The following is a 22,038-nucleotide window of genomic DNA, read 5'->3' as shown; positions in this document are numbered from 1 at the left end:
TTATCTATTTTGTAGTTCCTGCTGCTTAGAGCGTGAAGAAGTTTTCTTCGACTCTACCAGCGAATCATACTCTTCCTGGTTTCCAACGATTAGTTTTTGGTACTCTCTTAATCCTGTACCTGCAGGAATTAAGTGTCCAACGATCACGTTTTCTTTCAGTCCAAGTAGTTCATCAGCTTTACCTTTTATAGCAGCCTCACTTAGTACTTTCGTTGTCTCCTGGAACGACGCAGCCGATATAAAGCTTTGCGTACCTAAAGATGCTTGTGTAATACCTTGTAAGGTTGGTCTTGATACTGCAGGTGATGCATCACGCACTGTAACCAGTTTCAAGTCTCGGCGCTTCAAGCTAGAGTTTTCGTCTCTTAGCCTTCTTGCCGTCACAATCTGGCCTGGTTTCAGGTTGGCCGAGTCTCCAGCATCCTCAACAACTTTCATGTCGATGATTCTGTCGTTCTCTTCCATGAAGTTCACTTTATCTACAACCTGGTTCTCCAAGAAGCTTGTATCTCCTGCGTCAACCACTACAACTTTCTGCATCATCTGGCGAACTACCACTTCAATGTGCTTATCGTTGATCTTTACACCCTGCAGTCGGTATACTTCCTGTATCTCATTTACCAGGTACTCTTGCACAGCACCAGGTCCTTGAATGTTCAGGATATCTGTAGGTGTAATTGCACCGTCAGACAATGGCATACCTGCACGTATAAAGTCGTTATCCTGTACCAGAATGTGCTTAGAAAGCGGAACCATGTATTTCTTCTTCACTCCGTCTTTCGACTCGATAAAGATTTCACGGTTACCACGTTTCACGCTACCATAAGTAACAACACCATCAATTTCAGACACAACCGCTGGGTTAGATGGGTTACGAGCCTCGAATAATTCCGTCACTCGTGGAAGACCACCTGTAATATCGCGTGTCTTACCAATAGCACGAGGAATCTTAACCAGGATCTGACCTGCTTTGATTTTCTCGCCGTCTTCTACTGTTAAGTGTGCTCCTACTGGTATGTTGTAACCTTTTGGCTCACCATTTTTCGGATTTACAACTATAGCAGGGTTTTGTGTCTTATCTTTTGTATCGATAATTACCTTTTCACGGTAACCTGTCTGCTCATCCGACTCTTCACGGTATGTTACACCTTCAATAATCGACTCGTATGAAATCACACCGTCGAATTCTGAAAGGATAACCGCGTTGTATGGATCCCAGCTACAAAGTTTTGCGCCTTTTTCTACAGTGTCTCCTTCATTTACAGTTATGAATGAACCGTAAGGAACGTGATTACTGATGAACACTTTTCCAGATGCAGGATCAACTACTTTCACCTCACCAGAACGTCCCATCACCACTTTCACAGGCTCTCCTTCGTTGTTGATCGTATCTACTGTACGAACATCTTCGAACTCGATTTTACCTCCGAACTTAGCAACTATTGTAGCATCTACTGCAATGTTAGATGCAGTACCACCCACGTGGAATGTACGAAGTGTCAGCTGAGTACCTGGCTCACCGATGGACTGCGCGGCAATAACACCAACAGCCTCACCTTTCTGCACCATAAATCCACTGGCAAGGTTACGTCCGTAACACTTAGCACAGATCCCTCTCTTCGACTCGCATGTTAATACTGAACGTATTTCTACAGCTTCGATAGCAGTTGCCTCTATAGCTCTTGCTACTTCTTCTGTAACTTCAGATCCAGATTCAACAATCAAGTTGTTTGTTATTGGATCATATACATCATGCACTGTTACACGACCTAGGATACGCTCAGAAAGCGATTCTACAATATCTTCGTTGTCTTTCAGTGCACTTACCTCCAGACCTCTTAGAGTGCCGCAGTCTTCTTCGTTCACGATCACGTCTTGAGAAACGTCCACGAGACGACGAGTCAGGTAACCAGCATCGGCTGTTTTAAGGGCCGTATCGGCAAGACCTTTACGAGCACCGTGTGTAGAGATAAAGTACTCGATTACATCCAGACCTTCCTTAAAGTTAGAAAGGATTGGGTTTTCGATAATCTCACCCACAGAACCCTGCAATGATTTCTGAGGCTTAGCCATCAGACCACGCATACCACCTAACTGACGTATCTGCTCTCTTGAACCACGGGCTCCAGAGTGCATCATCATATAGATGGCGTTAAAGCCTTGGTCATCGTTCTCCAAGCGGCGCATCAACGTTTCCGTAATCTGGTTGTTGATACGTGTCCAGATATCAATTACCTGGTTGTAACGCTCGTTATCCGTGATAAGACCCATTGAGTAGTTCTGCCAAACAGAATCTACCTCTTTCTTAGCCTGGCCAACTAGTATATCTTTCTCCGCTGGAATGTTGATATCACCCAGACCCATTGAAAGACCACCTTTATAGGCAGACTGGAAACCTAATGTTTTGATATCATCCAAGAAGTGTGCTGTACGAGCCATTCCTGTCTCTTTGAACACTCTTGAGATGATCTGCTGTAACTTTTTCTTTGTTAGAAGTTCGTCGATGTAACCAACTTCTTCAGGTACGAACTGGTTGAAGATAACACGGCCAGCAACCGTTTCGATCAGCTTGTATTCTAACTCACCGTTCTCGTTCTTTATCTTTGTTCTTACATTAATATAAGCATGCTTGGAAAGGATGCCTTCGTTGATAGCTATGATTACTTCCTCCGCAGAGTAGAAGCTCATGCCTTCACCTTTGATAGACTCAGCTTCTGTGCTACGCTTTCCTTTAGATACATAGTATAAACCAAGTACCATGTCCTGAGAAGGTACTGCAATTGGAGCACCATTAGCAGGGTTCAGGATGTTGTGCGAAGCAAGCATTAGCATAGAGGCTTCCAAAACAGCAGCAGGTCCTAGTGGAACGTGCACCGCCATCTGGTCACCGTCAAAGTCAGCGTTGAATGCAGTACACACCAATGGGTGCAGCTGGATTGCCTTACCTTCGATCAGCTTTGGCTGGAATGCCTGAATACCTAATCTGTGTAGTGTAGGAGCACGGTTAAGGAGTACTGGGTGGCCTTTCAGCACATTCTCCAGGATATCCCAAACAACAGGATCCTTACGGTCTACTATTTTCTTAGCAGACTTTACAGTCTTAACTATACCTCTTTCAATAAGCTTGCGGATGATGAACGGCTTAAAGAGCTCAGCTGCCATGTTCTTAGGCAGACCGCACTCGTGCAGCTTCAATTCAGGACCAACCACAATTACTGAACGGCCAGAGTAGTCAACACGCTTACCAAGTAAGTTCTGACGGAAACGTCCTTGCTTACCTTTCAGCATGTCAGAAAGCGACTTCAGTGCACGGTTACCTTCTGCACGAACAGCGTTCACTTTACGTGAGTTGTCGAACAGGGAGTCAACTGCTTCCTGTAACATACGCTTCTCATTACGAAGGATTACTTCAGGAGCCTTGATCTCGATCAGACGCTTCAGGCGATTGTTACGTATGATTACACGACGGTAAAGATCGTTCAAGTCGGAAGTAGCGAAACGTCCACCATCCAAAGGAACAAGCGGACGAAGTTCTGGCGGAATAACAGGCACCATGCGAATTACCATCCACTCTGGTCTATTCTCAATTCTTGTTGTAGCATCACGGAAAGCCTCAACTACGCGCAGACGCTTCAACGCTTCTGCTTTACGTTGCTGAGATGTTTCGTGCGCAGCAGCGTGACGTAACTCGTATGACAGGTCATCTAGGTTAGTACGCTCCAACAGCATTTGCAATGCTTCTGCACCCATTCTCGCGATGAACTTATTAGGATCGTTATTATCCATCATCTGGTTCTCGCGTGGGAGCTTGTCAATCATATCCAGGTATTCGTCTTCAGTTAAGAAGTCCAGTCTGTTAACACCGTCTTCTTCTAAAGCACCTGGCTGAATAACTACATATCTCTCATAGTAGATGATCTGATCAAGCTTCTTTGTAGGTAAGCCTAACAGATATCCAATCTTATTCGGAAGTGATTTGAAGTACCAGATATGCGCTACAGGAACTACTAGTTCGATGTGGCCCATGCGCTCGCGACGCACTTTTTTCTCAGTCACCTCTACACCGCAACGGTCGCAGATAATGCCTTTATATCTAATTCTCTTATACTTTCCGCAGTGGCATTCCCAGTCCTTTACAGGTCCGAATATTCTTTCACAGAATAAACCACCCATTTCAGGCTTATAGGTTCTATAGTTTATGGTCTCAGGCTTTGTTACCTCTCCGTTCGAACGCTCCAGAATTGACTCTGGAGAAGCTAGACTTATTGTTACTTTAGAGAAGTCCTGAGTTAGCTTTTTATTTTTCGCAAATGCCATATTATTATAATAATGTCAATACAATGAATATGCCTTACAGCTTTTATTTAAAGTAAACGCTAAGCGCCTCGGCATTTGCCTAAGCGCTTAGCGTTTACTTTATTACTCTAACGTGATTTCCAAAGCCAGGCCTCTTAGCTCGTGAATTAACACGTTGAAGGATTCTGGGATGTTTGGTTTCGGAAGCACGTCGCCTTTCACAATTGCTTCGTAGGCTTTCGCACGACCGATCACGTCGTCTGATTTTACTGTAAGTATTTCCTGTAGTACGTTCGATGCACCGAATGCCTCCAACGCCCACACTTCCATTTCACCGAAACGCTGACCACCGAATTGTGCTTTACCACCAAGTGGCTGTTGCGTAATCAGCGAGTATGGTCCGATTGAACGGGCGTGCATCTTATCATCCACCAAGTGACCCAGTTTCAGCATATAGATAACACCTACCGTTATAGGTTGGTCAAAACGATCTCCTGAAAGCCCGTCGTATAGGTATGTACGGCCAAAGCTTGGCAAGCCAGCTTCTGCCAGTTCTGCCTGCACCTGACTTTCTGTAGCTCCATCAAAAATTGGTGTTGCATACTTTCTTCCAAGTTTCAGACCAGCCCATCCAAGTACTGTTTCATAGATCTGACCGATGTTCATCCTTGAAGGTACACCAAGCGGGTTAAGCACGATGTCCATAGGAGTACCGTCTTCTAAGAACGGCATATCTTCTTCACGAACGATTCTTGCAACCACACCTTTGTTACCGTGACGCCCTGCCATCTTATCACCCACTTTCAGCTTACGCTTCTTAGCGATGTATACTTTGGCAAGTTGTACGATACCTGCTGGTAACTCATCTCCAACTTCTAATGTGAAACGCTCACGCTTAAAGTGTGCAGAGATAATATTACGACGCTTAGTATAGTTTTTCACCAGCTCCACCAACATGCTGTTGGTTTTTTCGTCATCCGTCCAGTTCTCCAGAATAAGGTCTTTGAACATGTTCACCTCTTCTGGAACCGCATAGTTACTTTCGTCCTTATATGGGTTCTTCTCAGGGAACAGCGCTTCAATGATGTTCTTTCTAGCGAACTTAGAGCCTTTTGTCAAGATCTCATCTCCAAACTTATGTTTGATACCGTTAGTAGTTTTACCTTCAAGTAATTCCACCAGCTTATCAACCATCACGTTTTTGATAGAAGTAAGATCTCTGCTATATTTTACTTTAAGCTCTTCAACCTCTTTCTTAGACTTAGCACGAAGGTTTTTGTCTTTTTTAGGTCTTGAGAAGAGTTTAGTATCAATAACCACACCATTTAATGAAGGCGGTGCTTTAAGCGATGCATCTTTTACATCACCAGCTTTATCTCCGAAGATTGCACGTAGAAGTTTTTCCTCTGGTGTTGGATCAGTCTCACCTTTTGGTGTGATTTTACCAATCAGAATATCTCCTTCACGAACCTCTGCACCAATTCTGATGATACCGTTATCATCTAAGTTTCTTACTGCTTCTTCGCTTACGTTCGGGATTTCAGAAGTAAGTTCTTCTTCTCCACGTTTTGTCTCACGAACCTCCAGCTCAAACTCTTCAATGTGAATCGATGTGAAAATATCATCACGAACAACTTTCTCAGAAATTACGATAGCATCCTCGAAGTTATATCCTTGCCATGGCATGAACGCAACCTGCATGTTTCTACCAATGGCTAACTCCCCTTGATTGGTTGCATAACCTTCGCAAAGTGGCTCACCTTTTGTAACACGCTGTCCCTTCTTCACTATCGGAGTCAGGTTGATGCTTGTATCCTGGTTAGTTCTTCTGAACTTGATCATGTCGTAGCTTATATACTCTGCATCGAAGGAAACCAGTTTCTCTTCGTTTGTCAGGTCGTATTTTACAACAATTTTCTTCGCATCAACATAATCAATAACACCGTCACCTTCTGCAATCACTAACGCTCTTGAGTCGATGGCTGCTCTTCTTTCCAAACCAGTTCCTACAATCGGAGCTTCTGGTTTTAATAAAGGCACTGCCTGACGCTGCATGTTTGATCCCATCAGGGCACGGTTAGCATCGTCATGCTCTAGGAACGGAATAAGAGACGCTGCCACAGATACAATCTGGTTAGGCGCAACGTCCATATAAGTATATGTTGTTGGTGCTTCTACTGGGAAGTCACCCTCAAAACGTCCTTTAACAGTTGGGTTAACAAAGTTACCGTTATCATCAATCACAGCATTCGCCTGTGCGATGTGGTGCGTATCTTCTTCCTCTGCTGTCAAATACTCTACTGTACCGTCTACATTTACTTTACCTTCTATTACCTTGCGGTAAGGTGTTTCGATAAAGCCCATGCTGTTTACACGTGCGTGTACACAAAGAGAAGATATCAGACCAATGTTCGGACCTTCTGGTGTCTCAATTGTACACAGACGGCCATAGTGCGTATAGTGAACGTCACGTACCTCGAAACCTGCTCGCTCTCTTGATAGACCACCTGGCCCCAATGCTGATACACGACGCTTGTGCGTCACTTCAGCCAGCGGGTTCGTCTGGTCCATGAACTGAGAAAGCTGGTTTGTACCGAAGAAAGAGTTAATAACAGAAGATAATGTACGCGCATTGATCAAATCAACAGGCTTGAAGTCTTCGTTATCGCGTACGTTCATACGCTCTTTTATAGTACGGGCCATACGAGCAAGACCTACACCGAACTGCGCATAAAGCTGCTCACCTACTGTTCTTACACGACGGTTACTCAAGTGGTCAATATCATCCACCACAGCTTTTGAGTTGATCAAACCGATCAGGTACTTCACGATAAGAACAATGTCTTCATTCGTTAATACTTTCGCTTCCCAGTTTGTATCAAGACCTAGCTTTTTGTTAATTCTGTAACGACCAACTTCACCAAGATCATAACGCTTATCAGAGAAGAACAGCTTCTGGATAATATCTCTTGCTGTTTCAACATCTGGCGCCTCAGTATTTCTCAACTGACGATAGATCTGCTCTACTGCTTCTTGCTCAGAGTTAGAATTATCTTTCTGAAGCGTGTTATATATGATAGCGTAGTCTGCAATATTTACATTCTCGCGGTGCAGGATAACAGACTGTACACCAGAATCAACAATAATATCGATGTCTTCTTGTGTTATTTCTGAATCACGCTCCAGAAGTACCTCGTTACGGTCGATCGATACAACCTCACCAGTATCTTCATCCACGAAATCTTCAGTCCATGTTCTTAGCACACGTGCAGCAAGCTTTCTACCAGCTACATCTTTAAGTGCTGCTTTGGTAGCAGGTATTTCCTCAGACAATCCGAATAAATCAAGAATGTCTTTGTCTGTACCATAACCTATAGCGCGAAGCAGAGTAGTTACAGGGAATTTTTTCTTACGGTCGATGTATGCATACATTACGTTATTAACGTCTGTCGCAAATTCAACCCAAGATCCTTTGAAAGGAATAATTCTCGCTGAATATAGTTTTGTTCCGTTTGTATGCTTACTTTGTGCAAAGAACACACCTGGTGATCTGTGCAATTGTGATACAATCACACGCTCAGCTCCGTTGATTACGAAAGAACCTTTTTCAGTCATGTATGGGATGTTACCCAAGAACACTTCCTGCTCGATTGTCTCGAAATCTTCGTTATCTTCATCATTACAGATAAGGCGAAGCTTTGCTTTTAGAGGAACAGAGTATGTCAGACCTCTATCTATAGATTCATCAACTGAATATTTAGGAGGGTCAATATGATAATCGATAAACTCCAAAACGAAGTTCTCTCGAGAATCTGAGATAGGAAAGTTTTCGGCAAACACCTTGAACAGTCCTTCTTGGGCTCTATTTTCAGCGGCAGTTTCCAACTGAAAGAAATCCTGGAAAGACTGGAGCTGAACATCTAGGAAGTCAGGATAGTCTATTACAGGACGAATAGAGGCAAAATTGATTCGCTGTGTCGTTTTATTCTTAGCCAAAGCTTTGGAATTTTAACGTTTAAAATATATTTATGGGCAAAAACTGTTACATAACAGAATTGGCCAAAAAAGGATTCAATTTGAATCCTTATACAAACAGGAAAAGACCTGACGAAATTGCCAGGTCTACCTGTGTGCGGTATGTTGATAAAGCGGGATTATTTAACCTCCACTTCAGCACCAGCTTCTTCCAAAGACTTCTTAAGCGAATCTGCTTCGTCTTTTGCAACACCTTCTTTAAGGGCTTTAGGAGCGCCGTCAACTAGTTCTTTCGCCTCTTTCAGACCAAGACCAGTAAGCTCTTTTACCAGTTTTACAACTGCTAATTTAGAGGCACCTGCTGACTTAAGGATTACGTCAAAAGAAGTTTTTTCTTCTGCAGCAGCTCCTCCTTCAGCACCTGCACCACCACCTGCAACCATTACTGGAGCTGCAGCAGCTGGCTCGATACCATACTCATCCTTAAGAATAGTAGCTAGTTCATTAACCTCTTTCACAGTTAAGTTTACTAACTGCTCAGCGAATGCTTTCAAATCTGCCATTTTTATTGAAATTAAAAGTTACTTATTGATTACGTTTTTATAAATTATTCTTTTTCTGATAATGTTTTCAGGATACCTGCCAGCTTGCCGCCACTGCTCTGAAGTGCAGAAACAACATTTTTCGCTGGAGACTGTAGTAAGCCAATGATATCACCGATAAGTTCGAACTTAGACTTGATGTTAGTCAGAGCATCTAGTTGGTCATCACCAACATAAACACCTGCATCAATATAGGCTCCTTTCAGCAATGGAAGCGGATTGCCTTTTTTCCTAAAGTCTTTTATCAACCTAGCTGGTGCATTACCTGCTTCAGTAGAAAACACTATACCAGAAGAACCTTTCAGAACATCTTCAAGTGCAGTAGTATCAGCATCTAAAGTGTCTAAAGCCTTTTTGATGAGTGAATTTTTATACACTTTATACTCTAAGCCTCTTTCGAAGGCCAATCTCCTGAACTGGTTGATGCTAGCTACTGACATAGTAGAGGCATCTGTAATATAGAAGTAGTTTGTGTTAGCAAACTTCTCGCTCAGGTCTCTTACAATTATTTCTTTCTCTTCCCTGGTCATTTTTAGATAGCTGTGTTCTTGTCAATGATTACGGCAGGGCTCATTGTGCTAGACAATGTAATACTTCTGATGTATGTACCCTTTGCAGAGGATGGCTTTAACTTGTTCAATGTCTGAAGCACCTCGCTTGCATTTGCAGCTAACTGCTCAGCAGTGAAAGATACCTTTCCAACACTTGTATGGATGATACCATACTTATCAACTTTGAAGTCGATTTTACCAGCCTTCACCTCTTTTACTGCCTTTGCTACATCCTGTGTAACAGTACCTGACTTAGGGTTTGGCATTAAGTTTCTAGGACCTAAGATTCTACCTAAACGACCTACTTTTGCCATTACAGCAGGCATCGTGATAATCACGTCTACGTCTGTCCAGCCTTTTTCAATCTTTTGGATGTAGTCGTCAAGTCCTACAAAGTCAGCACCAGCGTCTTTTGCTTCCTGCTCTCTGTCAGGAGTTACAAGCGCTAATACTCTTACGTCTTTACCAGTACCGTGAGGAAGTGTAACAATACCACGTACCATTTGGTCTGCCTTACGTGGGTCTACTCCTAAACGCACGTCAATATCTACAGAAGCATCAAACTTGGTGAATGTGATATCTTTAACAACTGAAGCGGCATCTGTTAAAGAATATTCTTTTGTAAGGTCTGCCTTTTCAAGGGCTGCCTTTCTCTTTTTGCTAATTTTTGCCATTATCCTTTAACTTTTATTCGTTCCACGGAGCATCACCCGAAACTGTTATACCCATGCTTCTTGCTGTACCAGCTACTTGTCTCATAGCGGCTTCTAGTTTGAAAGCATTTAGATCTGGCATTTTAGTTTCTGCAATCTCTCTTACCTGATCCCATGTAACTGAACCTACTTTGTTACGGTTTGGCTCTTTTGAACCTCCCTTGATCTTAGCAGCATCCATTAACAATACTGGAGCAGGCGGCGTTTTAATAACGAAGTCGAAGGACTTGTCTGCATAGATTGTAATCAACACTGGTAACACTTGTCCAGGCTTATCTTGTGTTCTAGCATTAAATTGCTTACAGAACTCCATGATATTAAGACCTTTAGAACCAAGTGCAGGTCCAATCGGTGGCGATGGGTTCGCGGCACCTCCCTTTACCTGAAGTTTCAGGTAACCTTTTATTTCCTTTGCCATTATTTAGTTTACTACGATTCTTTTTCTACTTGCATGTAATTCAACTCAACTGGTGTATTTCTTCCGAATATCTTCACCATAACGTTAAGCTTTTTACGCTCTTCAAACACCTCTTCTACAGTACCTGAGAATCCGCTGAAAGGACCATCCATCACTTTCACTGTTTCTCCAACTATAAATGGCGTTTCCAGTACTTCTGTTTCCTCTTCAGCCTCATCTACTGTTCCCAGTATTCTGTTAACTTCTGATTGACGAAGTGGAACTGGCTTTTTATTTAAAGCACCTTCGTTAGAACCAAGGAAACCAATTACACCAGGTGTGCTAATAATAATATGCTCTGCCTCACCATGGGAAAGGTCTGCATGAACCAACACATATCCTGGAAAGAAGTTTCTTTCTCTGATCCTTTTTTTACCTCCTCGCATCTCATACACCTTTTCTGCAGGTATAAGCACTTGAGGAACATACTCTCCTAAATTCTGTCTTACGATTTCATTTTCAAGATAAGCTTTCGCTTTTTTCTCTTGTCCACTTACCGCCCGAACTACATACCATTTTAAATCAGCCATAGCTATTATTTAGAACTGGTTGTAAAACCAAGACAGTGTAGAATCAAAAACAAAATCCATTGCACCAACAACAAGAGCAAATACTAAAGACCCTATCAGTACAAGTACAGAGCTACTTTGTAACTCTCCATAAGAAGGCCATGAAACTTTATCCTTCATCTCCTCTACTGTATTGCCTATATAGTTGCTTACTTTACTCATCGCTTTGCTTTAACAGAAAGTTTTAATTGCACGGGTGGAGAGACTCGAACTCCCAGCCAATGGTTTTGGAGACCACTACTCTACCAATTGAGCTACACCCGTAAAAAAATGCACACCAATCTGAATTGGAGTGCAAATGTATTCAAATCTTTTATAAAAACAAACCCGTTTCCTAAAAAGTTTAAGAAAACGGGTTTGTAATATATTATTTACTAGTCAAGGATTTCAGTTACCTGTCCAGCACCTACTGTTCTACCACCCTCACGGATAGCGAAACGTAGACCTTTCTCCATAGCTACTTTGTTGATCAACTTCACAGTGATAGTGATGTTGTCACCAGGCATAACCATTTCTACACCTTCTGGAAGAAGTATCTCACCAGTTACGTCTGTAGTTCTTAGGTAGAACTGTGGACGGTATCTGTTGAAGAATGGAGTGTGACGTCCACCTTCTTCTTTAGAAAGAACGTAAACCTCAGCTTTGAATTCTTGGTGAGGCTTAACAGAACCTGGCTTACAGATAACCATACCACGACGGATATCAGATTTTTCAATACCACGTAGCAATAGACCTACGTTGTCACCAGCTTCACCTCTGTCTAGGATTTTGCGGAACATTTCAACACCAGTTACTACTGACTTCATGTTCTCAGCACCCATACCCAAGATATCAACTTGCTCACCTGAGTTGATTACACCACGCTCGATACGGCCTGTAGCAACAGTACCACGACCAGTGATTGAGAACACGTCCTCAACTGGCATCAAGAATGGAAGGTCAACAAGACGCTCTGGAAGTGGAATCCAAGAGTCAACTGCTGCCATTAATTCTTCAATAGTTGCAACCCACTTAGCATCGCCGTTAAGGCCACCAAGAGCCGAACCTTGGATAACTGGAATGTTATCACCATCGAATTCATAGAAAGAAAGTAGTTCACGGATTTCCATCTCCACAAGCTCAAGAAGCTCAGGGTCATCCACCATGTCCACTTTGTTCATAAATACAACAAGCTGAGGAACACCTACCTGACGAGCAAGAAGGATGTGCTCACGAGTTTGTGGCATTGGACCGTCAGTTGCAGCAACCACAAGAATAGCGCCGTCCATCTGAGCAGCACCAGTTACCATGTTCTTCACATAGTCAGCGTGACCTGGGCAGTCAACGTGTGCGTAGTGACGATTCTCAGTAGCATATTCTACGTGAGAAGTATTGATAGTAATACCTCTTTCTTTTTCTTCTGGAGCGTTATCGATAGAGGAGAAGTCGCGTAGCTGAGCAAGACCTTTATTTGCCAACACTGTTGTGATAGCCGCAGTAAGAGTCGTTTTACCGTGGTCAACGTGACCAATAGTACCGATGTTTACGTGCGGTTTGGAACGGTCAAATGTTTCTTTAGCCATTGTATAATAATTAAATTAAGGTTAAAACGTTAAGTTTATGTTGCGTTTTGTAATTATACGTAACTTACTGTGAGCCAACGATGGGAATTGAACCCACGACCCCTTCCTTACCAAGGAAGTACTCTACCCCTGAGCTACGTCGGCTTTAAGCCCGAAAGAATTACAAACCCTTATTTACACTAATAAGGAAATCCATGCATATGAAATTCCTTCTAGCAATACCCATAAGTGTAACAAATCTTTCAATTGAGCGGGAGACGAGGGTCGAACTCGCGGCCTATAGCTTGGAAGGCTATCGCTCTACCAACTGAGCTACTCCCGCTTTTACCAATTTTAAGCAACTAAATTTTGAAGAAATAAACACCTCTTCAAATTTTAGTTGCTTAGCCTGTGGGGAGAGCAGGATTCGAACCTGCGAAAGTTTACACTAACGGAGTTACAGTCCGTTCCATTTGGCCGCTCTGGAATCTCCCCAATCACTATTTTGCAGAACTTTTCTCCTTAATCCTTCTGGCGTTGTGCGCTGTTCGTTTTAAGGAGATGCAAAATTAAGCGCTTTTTCATATAAGTCAAACAATCCCTGTAAAAAAAAATAAACTTTTTCTCCTATCGCTGATTTACAGACCGTTATACATATTCAGTGCGCGAGGATCTTTTTCGTTTGCTTTAATTTCCTGTATCAGTGCCTGCACTTCTGGTTTATCAGAGAGTATAAATAGAGCTTGATAGGCTGATGCGCGTACATAATATTGGCTATGGTTGCGTGCTATATCAGCTAACAAGTCTATCGCTTCAGACGTGTTTGCCTGCGGGTTGGCAGCCAAATAAGCACCAAAGCTCTGTAACATATAGTACAACACACTGCCGTTTCCTTCTTTTACATGTTGCACAAACCAACCATACTTATCAGGACCTCCCTGCAATGCGTAATAATTAGCAAGGGCAAGAACTACTTCTTCGTTTTTCTCCTGATCAAACTTGGCCAGCCTAGCTTTTACATCAGGGGCACCCGTAGAGGCATAAGCCAAAATAGATGCAGCCGTTGCGACATAAGAACTGTCGTTTAGGCCCTGCTCATAAATAGCTTTATACTTACCGCGTCCCCAGCCTGCCAAGAGCAAAATTGCATCGGCACGTACTGCACCGCGTTTGTCCTGTACTGCTAGCCTCTTTATCTCTTCCTCTACTTTACCTCTATCCGCCTCTTTTAGGTTATCCAGAGCGCTTACAGCTGCGCTTCTAACTACCCAATAGTTATCCTTCAGAGCCGCCTGCATCATTTTTAAAACTTCTGGATTATCAACTTTTTCTTCCAGCTCTTGCATTGCCTCCAGCTTTGGTGTTAAATGCTGTGCATTGTAAAACTGATAAAGCAACTCCTGATCAGTTTTCTGATGTTCTATAGTTCCCAATAATTGCTGCTCAGCATCTACAATTACCAACTGGGGCTGTGTTGCCACTGGGAACGAAAAAGTCTGTTCTGCTTTATCGATGACAATAGGGTGTGTGGTCTTTTGGCCGTTTGCCCATACTGCTATTTGCAAAGGCAAACGATAAACTGGCTGATATACGGTGTCCTGGGTTTGCACCACGTGCAAGTTAAGTTGTCCGTTGCTATAGTTCTGTTCTACCTTTAACTCAGGGTGCCCAGGCTGCATAAACCATTGATCGAAGAACCACATCAAATCCTGCCCTGTCACGTCCTCAAAGGCAATACGCAACTCTGCTATCTCCACAGCTGAAAACTTATTTCTGGTAAGGTAGGTGTTAAGGGATGTAAAGAATGCCTCGTCGCCTACCAGCTTGCGGAGCATGTGCAGCACTCGTCCTCCTTTAGCATAAGAGTGGCTATCGAACATTTCTTCCCTATCAGCATAATGATAGCGGATAATCGGCTCCCGCTTTGTTTGTGCCTCATTCAGGTACTGGCCCAACTCATCCATCTGGTGGTAAGCTGCCTCATCTGCACCATACTTGTACTCATTCCAGAGATATTCAGAATAGTTGGCGAAAGACTCATTCAGTGGCAGATTGGCCCAAGACTCTGTAGTTACATAGTCGCCAAACCATTGGTGAAACAGCTCGTGCGCAATAATGTTATCCCAATGTTTATCAAGCAGCTCGCGCTCGTTTAGCTGCACATCCTCCATAAAAGTAGAGGCAGAAGTGTTTTCCATGGCACCTGAAACAAAGTCGCGCACCACAACTTGTGCATACTTATCCCATGGATAAACTACACCTAACTTTTTGGAGAAGAACTCCATCATTTCTGGCGTATGACCGAATATCTTTTTAGCTGTACCTTCATAGGCTGGTTCCACGTAATAGTTCACGTCTTTGTCGCGCCATTTATCTTTCACCACAGCATACTCCCCTATGGCCATCATAGCTAAATAAGGTGCGTGCGGCAGGTCCTGCTTCCAATAGTCGGTTTTGGTGCCATCTGCATTCTGACGGGAGTAAACGAAAGAGCCATTAGAAAGCGTGGTAAACTTCGGATCTACAGTAATGTAAATTTCCTGCGTCATGCGCTCGTTTGGAGTGTCAGCAGTCGGAAACCAGGCAGAGTTTGCTTCTGTCTCTCCCTGTGTCCAGATTTGGCGTGGCTTGTTAGGCTCTTTGCCCAGCGGGTTGATGAAGTATAAGCCTTTGTCCTCCGTAATGGCGTCGCTGCCACCTTTAGGCAACTCGTTCGGCTTGGCAGCATAGTCTATCTCTACCACATACTTTTCCTCGCGGTTGTAAGTCTTGTCAAGCACTATTGTTAGCTTCTGCCCATCATACTCGTACTTCAGCGGGGTGCCGTCATAGCCTTTCATCAGGTTTACGCCATGTATATCGAAACCTTTGGCATCTAAAATCAGTTTGTTCTGCGGGTAGAAGTATGGCTTTGCTGTTATCTCGACCAAACCTAAAAGATGCTGCTTTTCCCAATCAAAGCTTACTCTAAGTTTTGTATGCAGGATGTCGTTTTCGAGTGTGCGGGAGGGGTTAAACTGATGCTTTTTGGGTGCCCAGGCAGGTACAGAATCCGCTACTGTAATAGTTTGCGTTGCTACAGGCACTGGGGTAGTGCTAGATTCAACTACTGGTTTACTAGTACTACAAGCTGTTGCAAACGCCATGGACGCCGCCATACCAACTACACTCAAAAACCTATGATTCATGATGGATTGTTTTAATTTTGAGGTCAAGTTCTAAAAATACTTTGAGAAATCAATTAACTTTAAGGTCGAAACCATAGATACCCCGAGATGCTCCAGGTAAAAACCACTAACGACAAAACATGGCAAGTGGATATTCAGAAAGACGCAATTCTTGTGAATGGCGCTCCTTTTAGCTGGGATATCTCTCCTATCGGCCCCAATACTTTCCACATCATTAAGGACAACAAGTCGTACACAGCAGAACTGGTGCAGGCCGATTACCAAACTAAAAGCTTTACCATAAAACTTAACGGCAGTATTCATACCTTAAGTGTAAAAGACCGCTTCGATTTACTGCTGGACCAACTGGGCATGGGTAATGCCAATGCCCAGAAGATAAACGATGTAAAAGCTCCAATGCCAGGACTTATACTTGACATAAAAGTAAAGCCAGGGCAAGAGGTGAAAAAAGGCGACCCTATTATGATTTTGGAAGCCATGAAGATGGAGAACATCCTTAAGTCTCCAGGAGACGGTGTGGTGAAGGAGATAAAAGTTGCCGTAAAGCAGAACGTGGAGAAAAACCAGGTGCTAATCCTTTTTTAATTTTTTGTGTTGCCTTGTGGGCAGCACTGCCCATTTGCTGTAACACTACCAATCAGAAACAAACACTAACATAAAGTATAGATCGTGAAGTATAAAAGAATATTGTTGAAGCTAAGCGGTGAGGCGCTAATGGGAGAACAGCAATACGGTATCGACTCTAACAGGCTGATACAGTATGCAGAAGAAATCAAAGAAGTAGCTGCTCTGGGCGTAGAAGTAGCTGTGGTAATAGGCGGCGGCAACATTTTTAGAGGTGTGCAAGCCGAGCAGGTGGGTCTCGATCGTGTACAGGGCGATTATATGGGTATGTTGGCAACTGTTATCAACAGCATGGCGCTGCAGAGTGCTCTGGAAAAAATCGGTGTTTTTACCCGCCTCTTGTCTGGCATCAACATTCAGCAGGTTTGCGAGCCTTACATCAGACGCCGCGCAGTGCGCCACCTGGAAAAAGGACGTGTCGTGATTTTTGGCGCTGGCACAGGCAACCCGTACTTCACGACTGACTCAGCGGCTTCTTTACGCGCCATCGAAATTGAGGCAGACGTTGTATTGAAGGGGACTCGCGTGGATGGCATTTACTCTGCAGACCCAGAAAAAGACCCTAACGCTATTTTCTACTCAAACATCTCTTTTAAAGATGTTTTTGAAAAAGGCCTGAACGTAATGGATATGACCGCCTTTACGCTTTGCAAAGAAAACGAGCTGCCTATTATTGTATTTGACATGAACAAAGGCGGCAACCTTAAAAAGTTGGTGCAAGGTGAAAAAATAGGTACTCTCGTATCGATGGATGATGTTATAGAGTCGCTGTAAGGCACTCACAATCTTAGTCTATCAGCAAAGTCTGACAAAAATTAGTACTTTTGCACCAAAAAAAAAGTATTTGAACGAACCTTATTAAGCTATAATTGATATGACGGAAGAAATTCAGTTTTACCTCAGCGAAGCAGAGGAGTCTATGCAAAAAGCGGTACAGCATACTAGTGCTGAACTTCTTAAAATTCGTGCAGGCAAAGCCTCTCCTGCCATGGTAGAAGACCTGCGCGTGGATTACTATGGTACACCTACACCAATTTCTCAGGTTGCCAATGTTGCTACTCCAGACGCACGCACTTTGCTTATTAAGCCTTGGGAAAAGAATATGGTAGCTGAGATTGGTAAAGCCATCAAGAACAGCGACCTGAACCTTAACCCACAGCACGAAGCAGATGCTATCCGTCTTAACATTCCACCATTAACCGAAGAGCGCCGCCGCGATTTGGTTAAGCAAGTGAAAAACGAGACAGAGAACGGTAAGATCAGCATTCGTAACATCCGTAAAGATGTAAACGACTCGCTGAGAAAACTGCAGAAAGAAGGTACAGCCGAAGACGCTGTACGTGACGCTGAAGCTAAAGTACAGAAGCTTACGGATGCTCACATTGTGAAGATAGATGAGCTTTTGGCCAAGAAAGAGGCTGAAATCATGACAGTTTAAGTTTTTAAGCGCAAAACCTTATATACAAAAAAGAGCCTCATTGGATATCCAGTGAGGCTCTTCTTTGTTCTGTACTATGCACAAAACATACTAGCGCTTGTGGAACTAGCTTGCTTTTAATTGCTAGAAGGACTTAGGTTCACATCTTCAATAGACTCATCGTTCTTCTCCATCAACTGCTTTAGCTCGTCTTCGATAGGCGTACTTTTTAAGAGCGCGTAATACACTGCAGTAGGTTCTACTGCCCCAGAGAAAGCCATATTCGAAGAAACCACTTTCCATCCAGCTTGTGCTAACTCGTTCAGGCTTGTTTCAAAAGCCTCTGCAGAAGTCACCTGTACTACTTTATACTTTCTCATAGTGTCAGATACGTAAGAGAAACGAATTTATACGGAGCCATGAGCAGAAAAATTAACTACTGGTACAGCTTATGCACCTGAATATATTCTGCCACATCGTTCGGTACCATATATTTTATACTTTTTTCCTCCCGAATACACTGCCTGATAAAAGTGGCCGAAATATCAAGTATAGGCGCTTTTATAAAAGTCATGTTCGGAAGTGCAGTCGCTTCGGAGGTTATAGAGCCTGAGCGCGGGTACACATATACCTGATGATACTCCAGAATGCGCTCTGAATTCTTCCACTTCGGGAACAATGGCACGTTATCCTCCCCCATAATTAACACAAACTCATAGCTCGAATACTTTTCCTGCAGGTACGTTAGGGTATCAATCGTATAGCTAGGTTTTGGCATACCAAATTCAATATTTGATACACCCAAGTTCGGATTGTCGGCTATAGCCAATGTTACCATCTGTAGTCTGTCGAACTCGTGCACCAGCGTATTGCTAGGCTTAAACGGATTCTGCGGCGACACCACCAGCCATACTGTATCCAGATCGGTGTTGGTAGCCATGTAATTGGCCAAAATTAAGTGCCCGATATGAATTGGGTTGAAGGAGCCGAATAGCAGCCCTACTTTCATGCTTTGGTGTTTTCGGCTTCCAAAAATTCGTTTACCAGCTTTTCTGCATTTGCGAATGCCTCTTCCAGGTTATCATTCACAATCACTTTATCAAACTGGTCTTCGAAACTTAGCTCAAACTTTGCCTTGAATACTCTGCTAGAGATGCTAGAGGAAGAATCAGTGTTACGCGCTGTCAGGCGTTTTGCCAACTCTTCTACAGAAGGAGGCCTTACAAACACTGCCAAGGCACGATCTTTATAAAAATTCTTAACGCTGAGTCCGCCTTTCACGTCAACATCTAAAATAACGTGCTTGCCGCTTGCCCAAATACGGTCTATCTCAGATTTGAGCGTACCATAAAAGGCTCCTTCATATACCTCTTCCCACTCTACAAACTCGTCGTTTGCAATTTTCTGCTTAAAATCTTCTGGCGTGATAAAGTAGTAATCTTTTCCGTTTTCCTCGGTTCGGCCGCGCTTGTCGCGTGTACAAGCTGAAATGGAGAAGCTCAGGTTTGGATTTACGCTGAGCAGATGCTTTACTATAGTAGTTTTGCCAGCTCCAGATGGGGCTGAAAAGATGATGATTTTGCCTTGCATTAGGTTGTTAAACGGTTTCTTGAATCTTGGTCTTAATAGAAAGTGCCAGAGTTTCTGGTACAATTACACGCTTAAGATGACCGCAAACAAGATTTTTCAGAAGCTTCTGCTTTTGATGCGATTCCAGGCAAGGTACGCAGCTCTCGATATGCTTGTTAAAGAACTCCTGTTCATCGGATGAGGCTTCTCCATCGACAAGGGAATCCAGGATATGGGCTACTTTTTCACACTCTGTGTCGTAGCAGTCTTCCGACTTTTTCTGATAAGCTTCTGTAAATTTCGATTCCATCTTAACTCAAACTCTTAGTTATTCACCATTATAACCCATGCTTTTAGCATATTTTTCCAACTTCTCTTTTAAAGAATTTCGAGCACGGTGCAGTCTTGAACGCACTGTACCAATGGGGATGTCCAAGATCTTGGCCATTTCCTCATAAGTAAAACCTTCTAGGTCACAAAGTATAATGACGGTTCTAAAATCTACAGGCAACGCATTCAGGGCACTCGCCACTTCATCGCCTATCAAATCCTGCACACTTTCAGTACGCATATCGGTGGTGGTGGCCACGCCACTCTCGCCCTCTACGTCTTCGGTGTTGTAATAACCTTCTACTTCGCTATAATCTACCTTAGCAGGTTGTTTGCTCTTTTTTCGGAATTCGTTTATGAACGAGTTCTTCAGGATTCGGAACAGCCATGCTTTTGCATTAGTTCCTTGTTCAAAGTAATCGAAAAAGCGGTAGGCTTTCAGATATGTCTCCTGTACCAGGTCGTTCGCGTCGTCTTCATCCAAAGTGAGCCTATATGCAAAGTTATACAGAGGATCAAGCACAGGAAGCAGCTCGGCCTCAAACCTTGCGTCTTTCTCCTCTTTACTCATCTGTTTACCTGTTTGCTCGCTCATGTATCTTCTTTTTGTACTTTTGATAAAGTATACGGTCGCGTGTTATACGCAAATATATAAATTTAAATTACATACAGGGCTAACTTGCCTAGGGTTGCATCGTGCATCTAATAATTAAGCACACCATGCGCCTGCAAAAGCCCTTGCTGCTTTATACGCTGATAAAAGAAATCTAATTGCTTTTACTTAAATTTGCCGCTACCCTTGCCCCTGCGCATATAATTTGAGAGCGCTTCCAGATGCCAAATAACATATCGGTAACCGTACTTACAAAGAACAGCCAAAAATATTTGAGCCGCTGTCTCCATGCCTTGCAGCCCTTTCCGGAAGTGGTTGTACTTGACAATGGCTCTACCGATGATACACTTACTATTGCAGTTTCTTTTCCGAACGTTCGGGTAAAGACTTCTCCTTTTATAGGCTTTGGACCTCTTAAAAATTTGGCCGCCAGCTACACCACAAATCCCTGGGTTTTATCTGTAGACAGCGACGAAGTATTAACAGAGGCGCTGGTGCAGGAACTGCTAACACTGGAATTACAGGATACACAAAAAGTTTACAGTGTGGAACGGGACAACTATTACGCTGAAAAACTTATTAAAGGCTGTGGCTGGGGCAATGATGTAGTGCCAAGGCTCTACAATAAACTCAGAACAGGCTTTTCAGACCTGCAGGTGCATGAGTATATTATAACAGAGGGTTTAGAGGTTTTAAAGCTGAAGCACAGAATAAACCACTTCCCTTACGACAGTGCCTCTCAGTTAGTGCAGAAGATGGACAAGTATACGTCGCTGTTTGCAGAAGAAAAGCGCTTCCGCAAGAAGTCGTCACCTGGTTTGAGCATAGGCAAATGGGCTTTTTCGCTTTTCCGAAACTATGTGCTGCAGCGAGGCTTTATGTTTGGTTACGAAGGTATGCTCATTTCCTTCACCAATGCCAATGCCACCTATTACAAGTATATGAAGCTGTACGAGCAGAACAAGCAATTCAATATTTCACTTGTAGTTGTTGCCAATTCCTCTCCTACTGAACTAACCACAGCTCTGCAAAACCTTTCGACCAGGTATATAGCAAATGTAATCGTTGTAGGTTCAGCCTCTTCAGGCACAAAGGCTCCCCAAGTACCTGTAACTTATTTACCCAAAGCTAAGGGCGTGCTTTACCAGGCGTTGGCTGCATGCACAGGAGAATATGTAATTGTTGCAGAGTTGCAGCACCTCCAGAACGCGCTGCTGTTGGCGCATAAGCAAAATGCTTGGCACAACTGCTTTGTAGCAGACAAACACCAAAATTCGGTATCGTTTTGGCGGAATGATTTAACTGCCGTTCCCTCTAGCTCGCAACCCCTACAGCCTGCCGCCTCTACCATAAAAGAAGTTGCTCGCCAACTACAGGCGCAAGGCCTTGAACTAAAGCAGATCCAAAAATAAGAATCCCCATTTCCAACACCTGCTTTCTGCTATTTATTCGCTCACTAAACAAAGTGAGGGCTTGTCTAAAAATTTTTATACCGTAACAAAGAAACAAAATTTTCTTTTTAGAGTACTACATACCGCTATTCCTGTTTCATGTTATATTCTGCTTATCTTGCGATCATCCTCTTTATATGGT

General features: G+C 43.2%; 19 protein-coding genes and 4 tRNA genes. 4 read left to right on the top strand and 19 right to left on the bottom strand.

The features are described from left to right. The 14 genes from rpoC to LN893_RS03205 all read right to left on the bottom strand — a co-directional run bounded on the left by rpoC (position 1) and on the right by LN893_RS03205 (position 15,892). Positions 1-4,317: a DNA-directed RNA polymerase subunit beta' gene (gene rpoC / locus LN893_RS03270; protein WP_229968259.1), complete on the bottom strand. Its 4,317-nt coding sequence runs from the start codon at positions 4,315-4,317 to the stop codon at positions 1-3. Positions 4,318-4,419: 102 nt separating this feature from the next. Continuing rightward, positions 4,420-8,292 (bottom strand): DNA-directed RNA polymerase subunit beta, encoded by a 3,873-nt coding sequence (rpoB, locus tag LN893_RS03265; protein WP_229968257.1) that lies wholly within the window; start codon positions 8,290-8,292, stop codon positions 4,420-4,422. Between the two features lie 158 nt (positions 8,293-8,450). Beyond that, entirely contained in the window at positions 8,451-8,834 is a 384-nt protein-coding gene (gene rplL, locus LN893_RS03260; protein ID WP_229968256.1) for a 50S ribosomal protein L7/L12, read from the bottom strand. 44 nt (positions 8,835-8,878) lie between these two features. Next, a complete protein-coding gene (gene rplJ, locus LN893_RS03255) occupies positions 8,879-9,403 on the bottom strand; it encodes a 50S ribosomal protein L10 (RefSeq protein ID WP_229968254.1) in 525 nt (174 codons plus the stop codon). A 2-nt stretch (positions 9,404-9,405) separates the two neighbouring features. After that, the gene (gene rplA / locus LN893_RS03250; protein WP_229968252.1) at positions 9,406-10,098 is read right to left on the bottom strand and encodes a 50S ribosomal protein L1; all 693 of its coding nucleotides are present in this window, start codon (positions 10,096-10,098) and stop codon (positions 9,406-9,408) included. A gap of 13 nt (positions 10,099-10,111) precedes the next feature. After that, on the bottom strand, positions 10,112-10,555 hold the full coding sequence (gene rplK / locus LN893_RS03245; protein WP_229968250.1) for a 50S ribosomal protein L11: 444 nt from the start codon (positions 10,553-10,555) through the stop codon (positions 10,112-10,114). Positions 10,556-10,566: 11 nt separating this feature from the next. Further along, a complete protein-coding gene (gene nusG, locus LN893_RS03240; protein WP_229968247.1) occupies positions 10,567-11,124 on the bottom strand; it encodes a transcription termination/antitermination protein NusG in 558 nt (185 codons plus the stop codon). A gap of 9 nt (positions 11,125-11,133) precedes the next feature. Beyond that, the gene (gene secE / locus LN893_RS03235; protein ID WP_229968245.1) at positions 11,134-11,325 is read right to left on the bottom strand and encodes a preprotein translocase subunit SecE; all 192 of its coding nucleotides are present in this window, start codon (positions 11,323-11,325) and stop codon (positions 11,134-11,136) included. Between the two features lie 29 nt (positions 11,326-11,354). After that, positions 11,355-11,427: transfer RNA gene (locus LN893_RS03230), tRNA-Trp, on the bottom strand. Between the two features lie 110 nt (positions 11,428-11,537). Beyond that, positions 11,538-12,725 carry an elongation factor Tu gene (tuf, locus tag LN893_RS03225; RefSeq protein ID WP_229968243.1) on the bottom strand — a complete coding sequence of 396 codons (1,188 nt, stop codon included), beginning with the start codon at positions 12,723-12,725 and terminating at the stop codon, positions 11,538-11,540. Between the two features lie 72 nt (positions 12,726-12,797). After that, positions 12,798-12,869, bottom strand: a tRNA-Thr gene (locus LN893_RS03220). 105 nt (positions 12,870-12,974) lie between these two features. Next, a tRNA-Gly gene (locus LN893_RS03215) sits at positions 12,975-13,047 on the bottom strand. 69 nt (positions 13,048-13,116) lie between these two features. Further along, positions 13,117-13,199: transfer RNA gene (locus LN893_RS03210), tRNA-Tyr, on the bottom strand. A gap of 143 nt (positions 13,200-13,342) precedes the next feature. Further along, positions 13,343-15,892, bottom strand: coding sequence for a M1 family aminopeptidase (locus LN893_RS03205; protein WP_229968241.1), 2,550 nt, complete (start codon positions 15,890-15,892; stop codon positions 13,343-13,345). Between the two features lie 87 nt (positions 15,893-15,979). Between LN893_RS03205 and LN893_RS03200 the strand changes: the two genes are divergently transcribed. From LN893_RS03200 to frr, 3 genes are all read left to right on the top strand, one after another. Beyond that, a complete protein-coding gene (locus LN893_RS03200; RefSeq protein ID WP_229968239.1) occupies positions 15,980-16,477 on the top strand; it encodes an acyl-CoA carboxylase biotin carboxyl carrier protein subunit in 498 nt (165 codons plus the stop codon). 84 nt (positions 16,478-16,561) lie between these two features. Then, on the top strand, positions 16,562-17,290 hold the full coding sequence (gene pyrH / locus LN893_RS03195; RefSeq protein ID WP_229968237.1) for a UMP kinase: 729 nt from the start codon (positions 16,562-16,564) through the stop codon (positions 17,288-17,290). A gap of 100 nt (positions 17,291-17,390) precedes the next feature. Further along, the gene (frr, locus tag LN893_RS03190; protein ID WP_229968235.1) at positions 17,391-17,954 is read left to right on the top strand and encodes a ribosome recycling factor; all 564 of its coding nucleotides are present in this window, start codon (positions 17,391-17,393) and stop codon (positions 17,952-17,954) included. Between the two features lie 116 nt (positions 17,955-18,070). On the opposite strand, the gene LN893_RS03185 is transcribed toward frr, so the two are convergent. Genes LN893_RS03185 through LN893_RS03165 form a run of 5 tightly spaced genes read right to left on the bottom strand, consistent with a single transcriptional unit; the run spans position 18,071 to position 20,427 of the window. Further along, positions 18,071-18,313: a hypothetical protein gene (locus LN893_RS03185; RefSeq protein WP_229968233.1), complete on the bottom strand. Its 243-nt coding sequence runs from the start codon at positions 18,311-18,313 to the stop codon at positions 18,071-18,073. Positions 18,314-18,369: 56 nt separating this feature from the next. Then, positions 18,370-18,942, bottom strand: a complete 573-nt coding sequence (gene nadD, locus LN893_RS03180; protein ID WP_229968231.1) for a nicotinate (nicotinamide) nucleotide adenylyltransferase — start codon at positions 18,940-18,942, stop codon at positions 18,370-18,372. Then, positions 18,939-19,523: a guanylate kinase gene (gene gmk / locus LN893_RS03175; RefSeq protein ID WP_229968228.1), complete on the bottom strand. Its 585-nt coding sequence runs from the start codon at positions 19,521-19,523 to the stop codon at positions 18,939-18,941. The genes nadD and gmk overlap by 4 nt, the downstream gene beginning before the upstream one ends. A 7-nt stretch (positions 19,524-19,530) precedes the next feature. After that, a complete protein-coding gene (locus LN893_RS03170) occupies positions 19,531-19,812 on the bottom strand; it encodes a zf-HC2 domain-containing protein (RefSeq protein ID WP_229968226.1) in 282 nt (93 codons plus the stop codon). Positions 19,813-19,830: 18 nt separating this feature from the next. Then, the gene (locus LN893_RS03165; RefSeq protein WP_229968224.1) at positions 19,831-20,427 is read right to left on the bottom strand and encodes a sigma-70 family RNA polymerase sigma factor; all 597 of its coding nucleotides are present in this window, start codon (positions 20,425-20,427) and stop codon (positions 19,831-19,833) included. 239 nt (positions 20,428-20,666) lie between these two features. Here LN893_RS03165 and LN893_RS03160 point away from each other — a divergent pair, with 239 nt between their 5' ends. Then, complete coding sequence (locus LN893_RS03160) at positions 20,667-21,857, top strand: glycosyltransferase family 2 protein (protein ID WP_229968222.1); 1,191 nt, start codon at positions 20,667-20,669, stop codon at positions 21,855-21,857. The last annotated feature ends 181 nt before the right edge of the window (positions 21,858-22,038 follow it).

The sequence above is a fragment of the Pontibacter harenae genome (assembly GCF_020907245.1).
Classification (GTDB): domain Bacteria; phylum Bacteroidota; class Bacteroidia; order Cytophagales; family Hymenobacteraceae; genus Pontibacter; species Pontibacter harenae.
This window is presented reverse-complemented; position numbering and strand designations above follow the sequence as displayed.

What these genes read in the sequence shown, in the direction of transcription:
- rpoC (WP_229968259.1), bottom strand. Translation starts at nt 4,317, where the DNA reads ATGGCATTTGCGAAAAATAAAAAGCTAACTCAGGACTTCTCTAAAGTA.
- rplL (WP_229968256.1), bottom strand. Translation starts at nt 8,834, where the DNA reads ATGGCAGATTTGAAAGCATTCGCTGAGCAGTTAGTAAACTTAACTGTG.
- rplJ (WP_229968254.1), bottom strand. Translation starts at nt 9,403, where the DNA reads ATGACCAGGGAAGAGAAAGAAATAATTGTAAGAGACCTGAGCGAGAAG.
- rplA (WP_229968252.1), bottom strand. Translation starts at nt 10,098, where the DNA reads ATGGCAAAAATTAGCAAAAAGAGAAAGGCAGCCCTTGAAAAGGCAGAC.
- rplK (WP_229968250.1), bottom strand. Translation starts at nt 10,555, where the DNA reads ATGGCAAAGGAAATAAAAGGTTACCTGAAACTTCAGGTAAAGGGAGGT.
- nusG (WP_229968247.1), bottom strand. Translation starts at nt 11,124, where the DNA reads ATGGCTGATTTAAAATGGTATGTAGTTCGGGCGGTAAGTGGACAAGAG.
- secE (WP_229968245.1), bottom strand. Translation starts at nt 11,325, where the DNA reads ATGAGTAAAGTAAGCAACTATATAGGCAATACAGTAGAGGAGATGAAG.
- tuf (WP_229968243.1), bottom strand. Translation starts at nt 12,725, where the DNA reads ATGGCTAAAGAAACATTTGACCGTTCCAAACCGCACGTAAACATCGGT.
- LN893_RS03205 (WP_229968241.1), bottom strand. Translation starts at nt 15,892, where the DNA reads ATGAATCATAGGTTTTTGAGTGTAGTTGGTATGGCGGCGTCCATGGCG.
- LN893_RS03200 (WP_229968239.1), top strand. Translation starts at nt 15,980, where the DNA reads ATGCTCCAGGTAAAAACCACTAACGACAAAACATGGCAAGTGGATATT.
- frr (WP_229968235.1), top strand. Translation starts at nt 17,391, where the DNA reads ATGACGGAAGAAATTCAGTTTTACCTCAGCGAAGCAGAGGAGTCTATG.
- LN893_RS03185 (WP_229968233.1), bottom strand. Translation starts at nt 18,313, where the DNA reads ATGAGAAAGTATAAAGTAGTACAGGTGACTTCTGCAGAGGCTTTTGAA.
- nadD (WP_229968231.1), bottom strand. Translation starts at nt 18,942, where the DNA reads ATGAAAGTAGGGCTGCTATTCGGCTCCTTCAACCCAATTCATATCGGG.
- gmk (WP_229968228.1), bottom strand. Translation starts at nt 19,523, where the DNA reads ATGCAAGGCAAAATCATCATCTTTTCAGCCCCATCTGGAGCTGGCAAA.
- LN893_RS03170 (WP_229968226.1), bottom strand. Translation starts at nt 19,812, where the DNA reads ATGGAATCGAAATTTACAGAAGCTTATCAGAAAAAGTCGGAAGACTGC.
- LN893_RS03165 (WP_229968224.1), bottom strand. Translation starts at nt 20,427, where the DNA reads ATGAGCGAGCAAACAGGTAAACAGATGAGTAAAGAGGAGAAAGACGCA.
- LN893_RS03160 (WP_229968222.1), top strand. Translation starts at nt 20,667, where the DNA reads ATGCCAAATAACATATCGGTAACCGTACTTACAAAGAACAGCCAAAAA.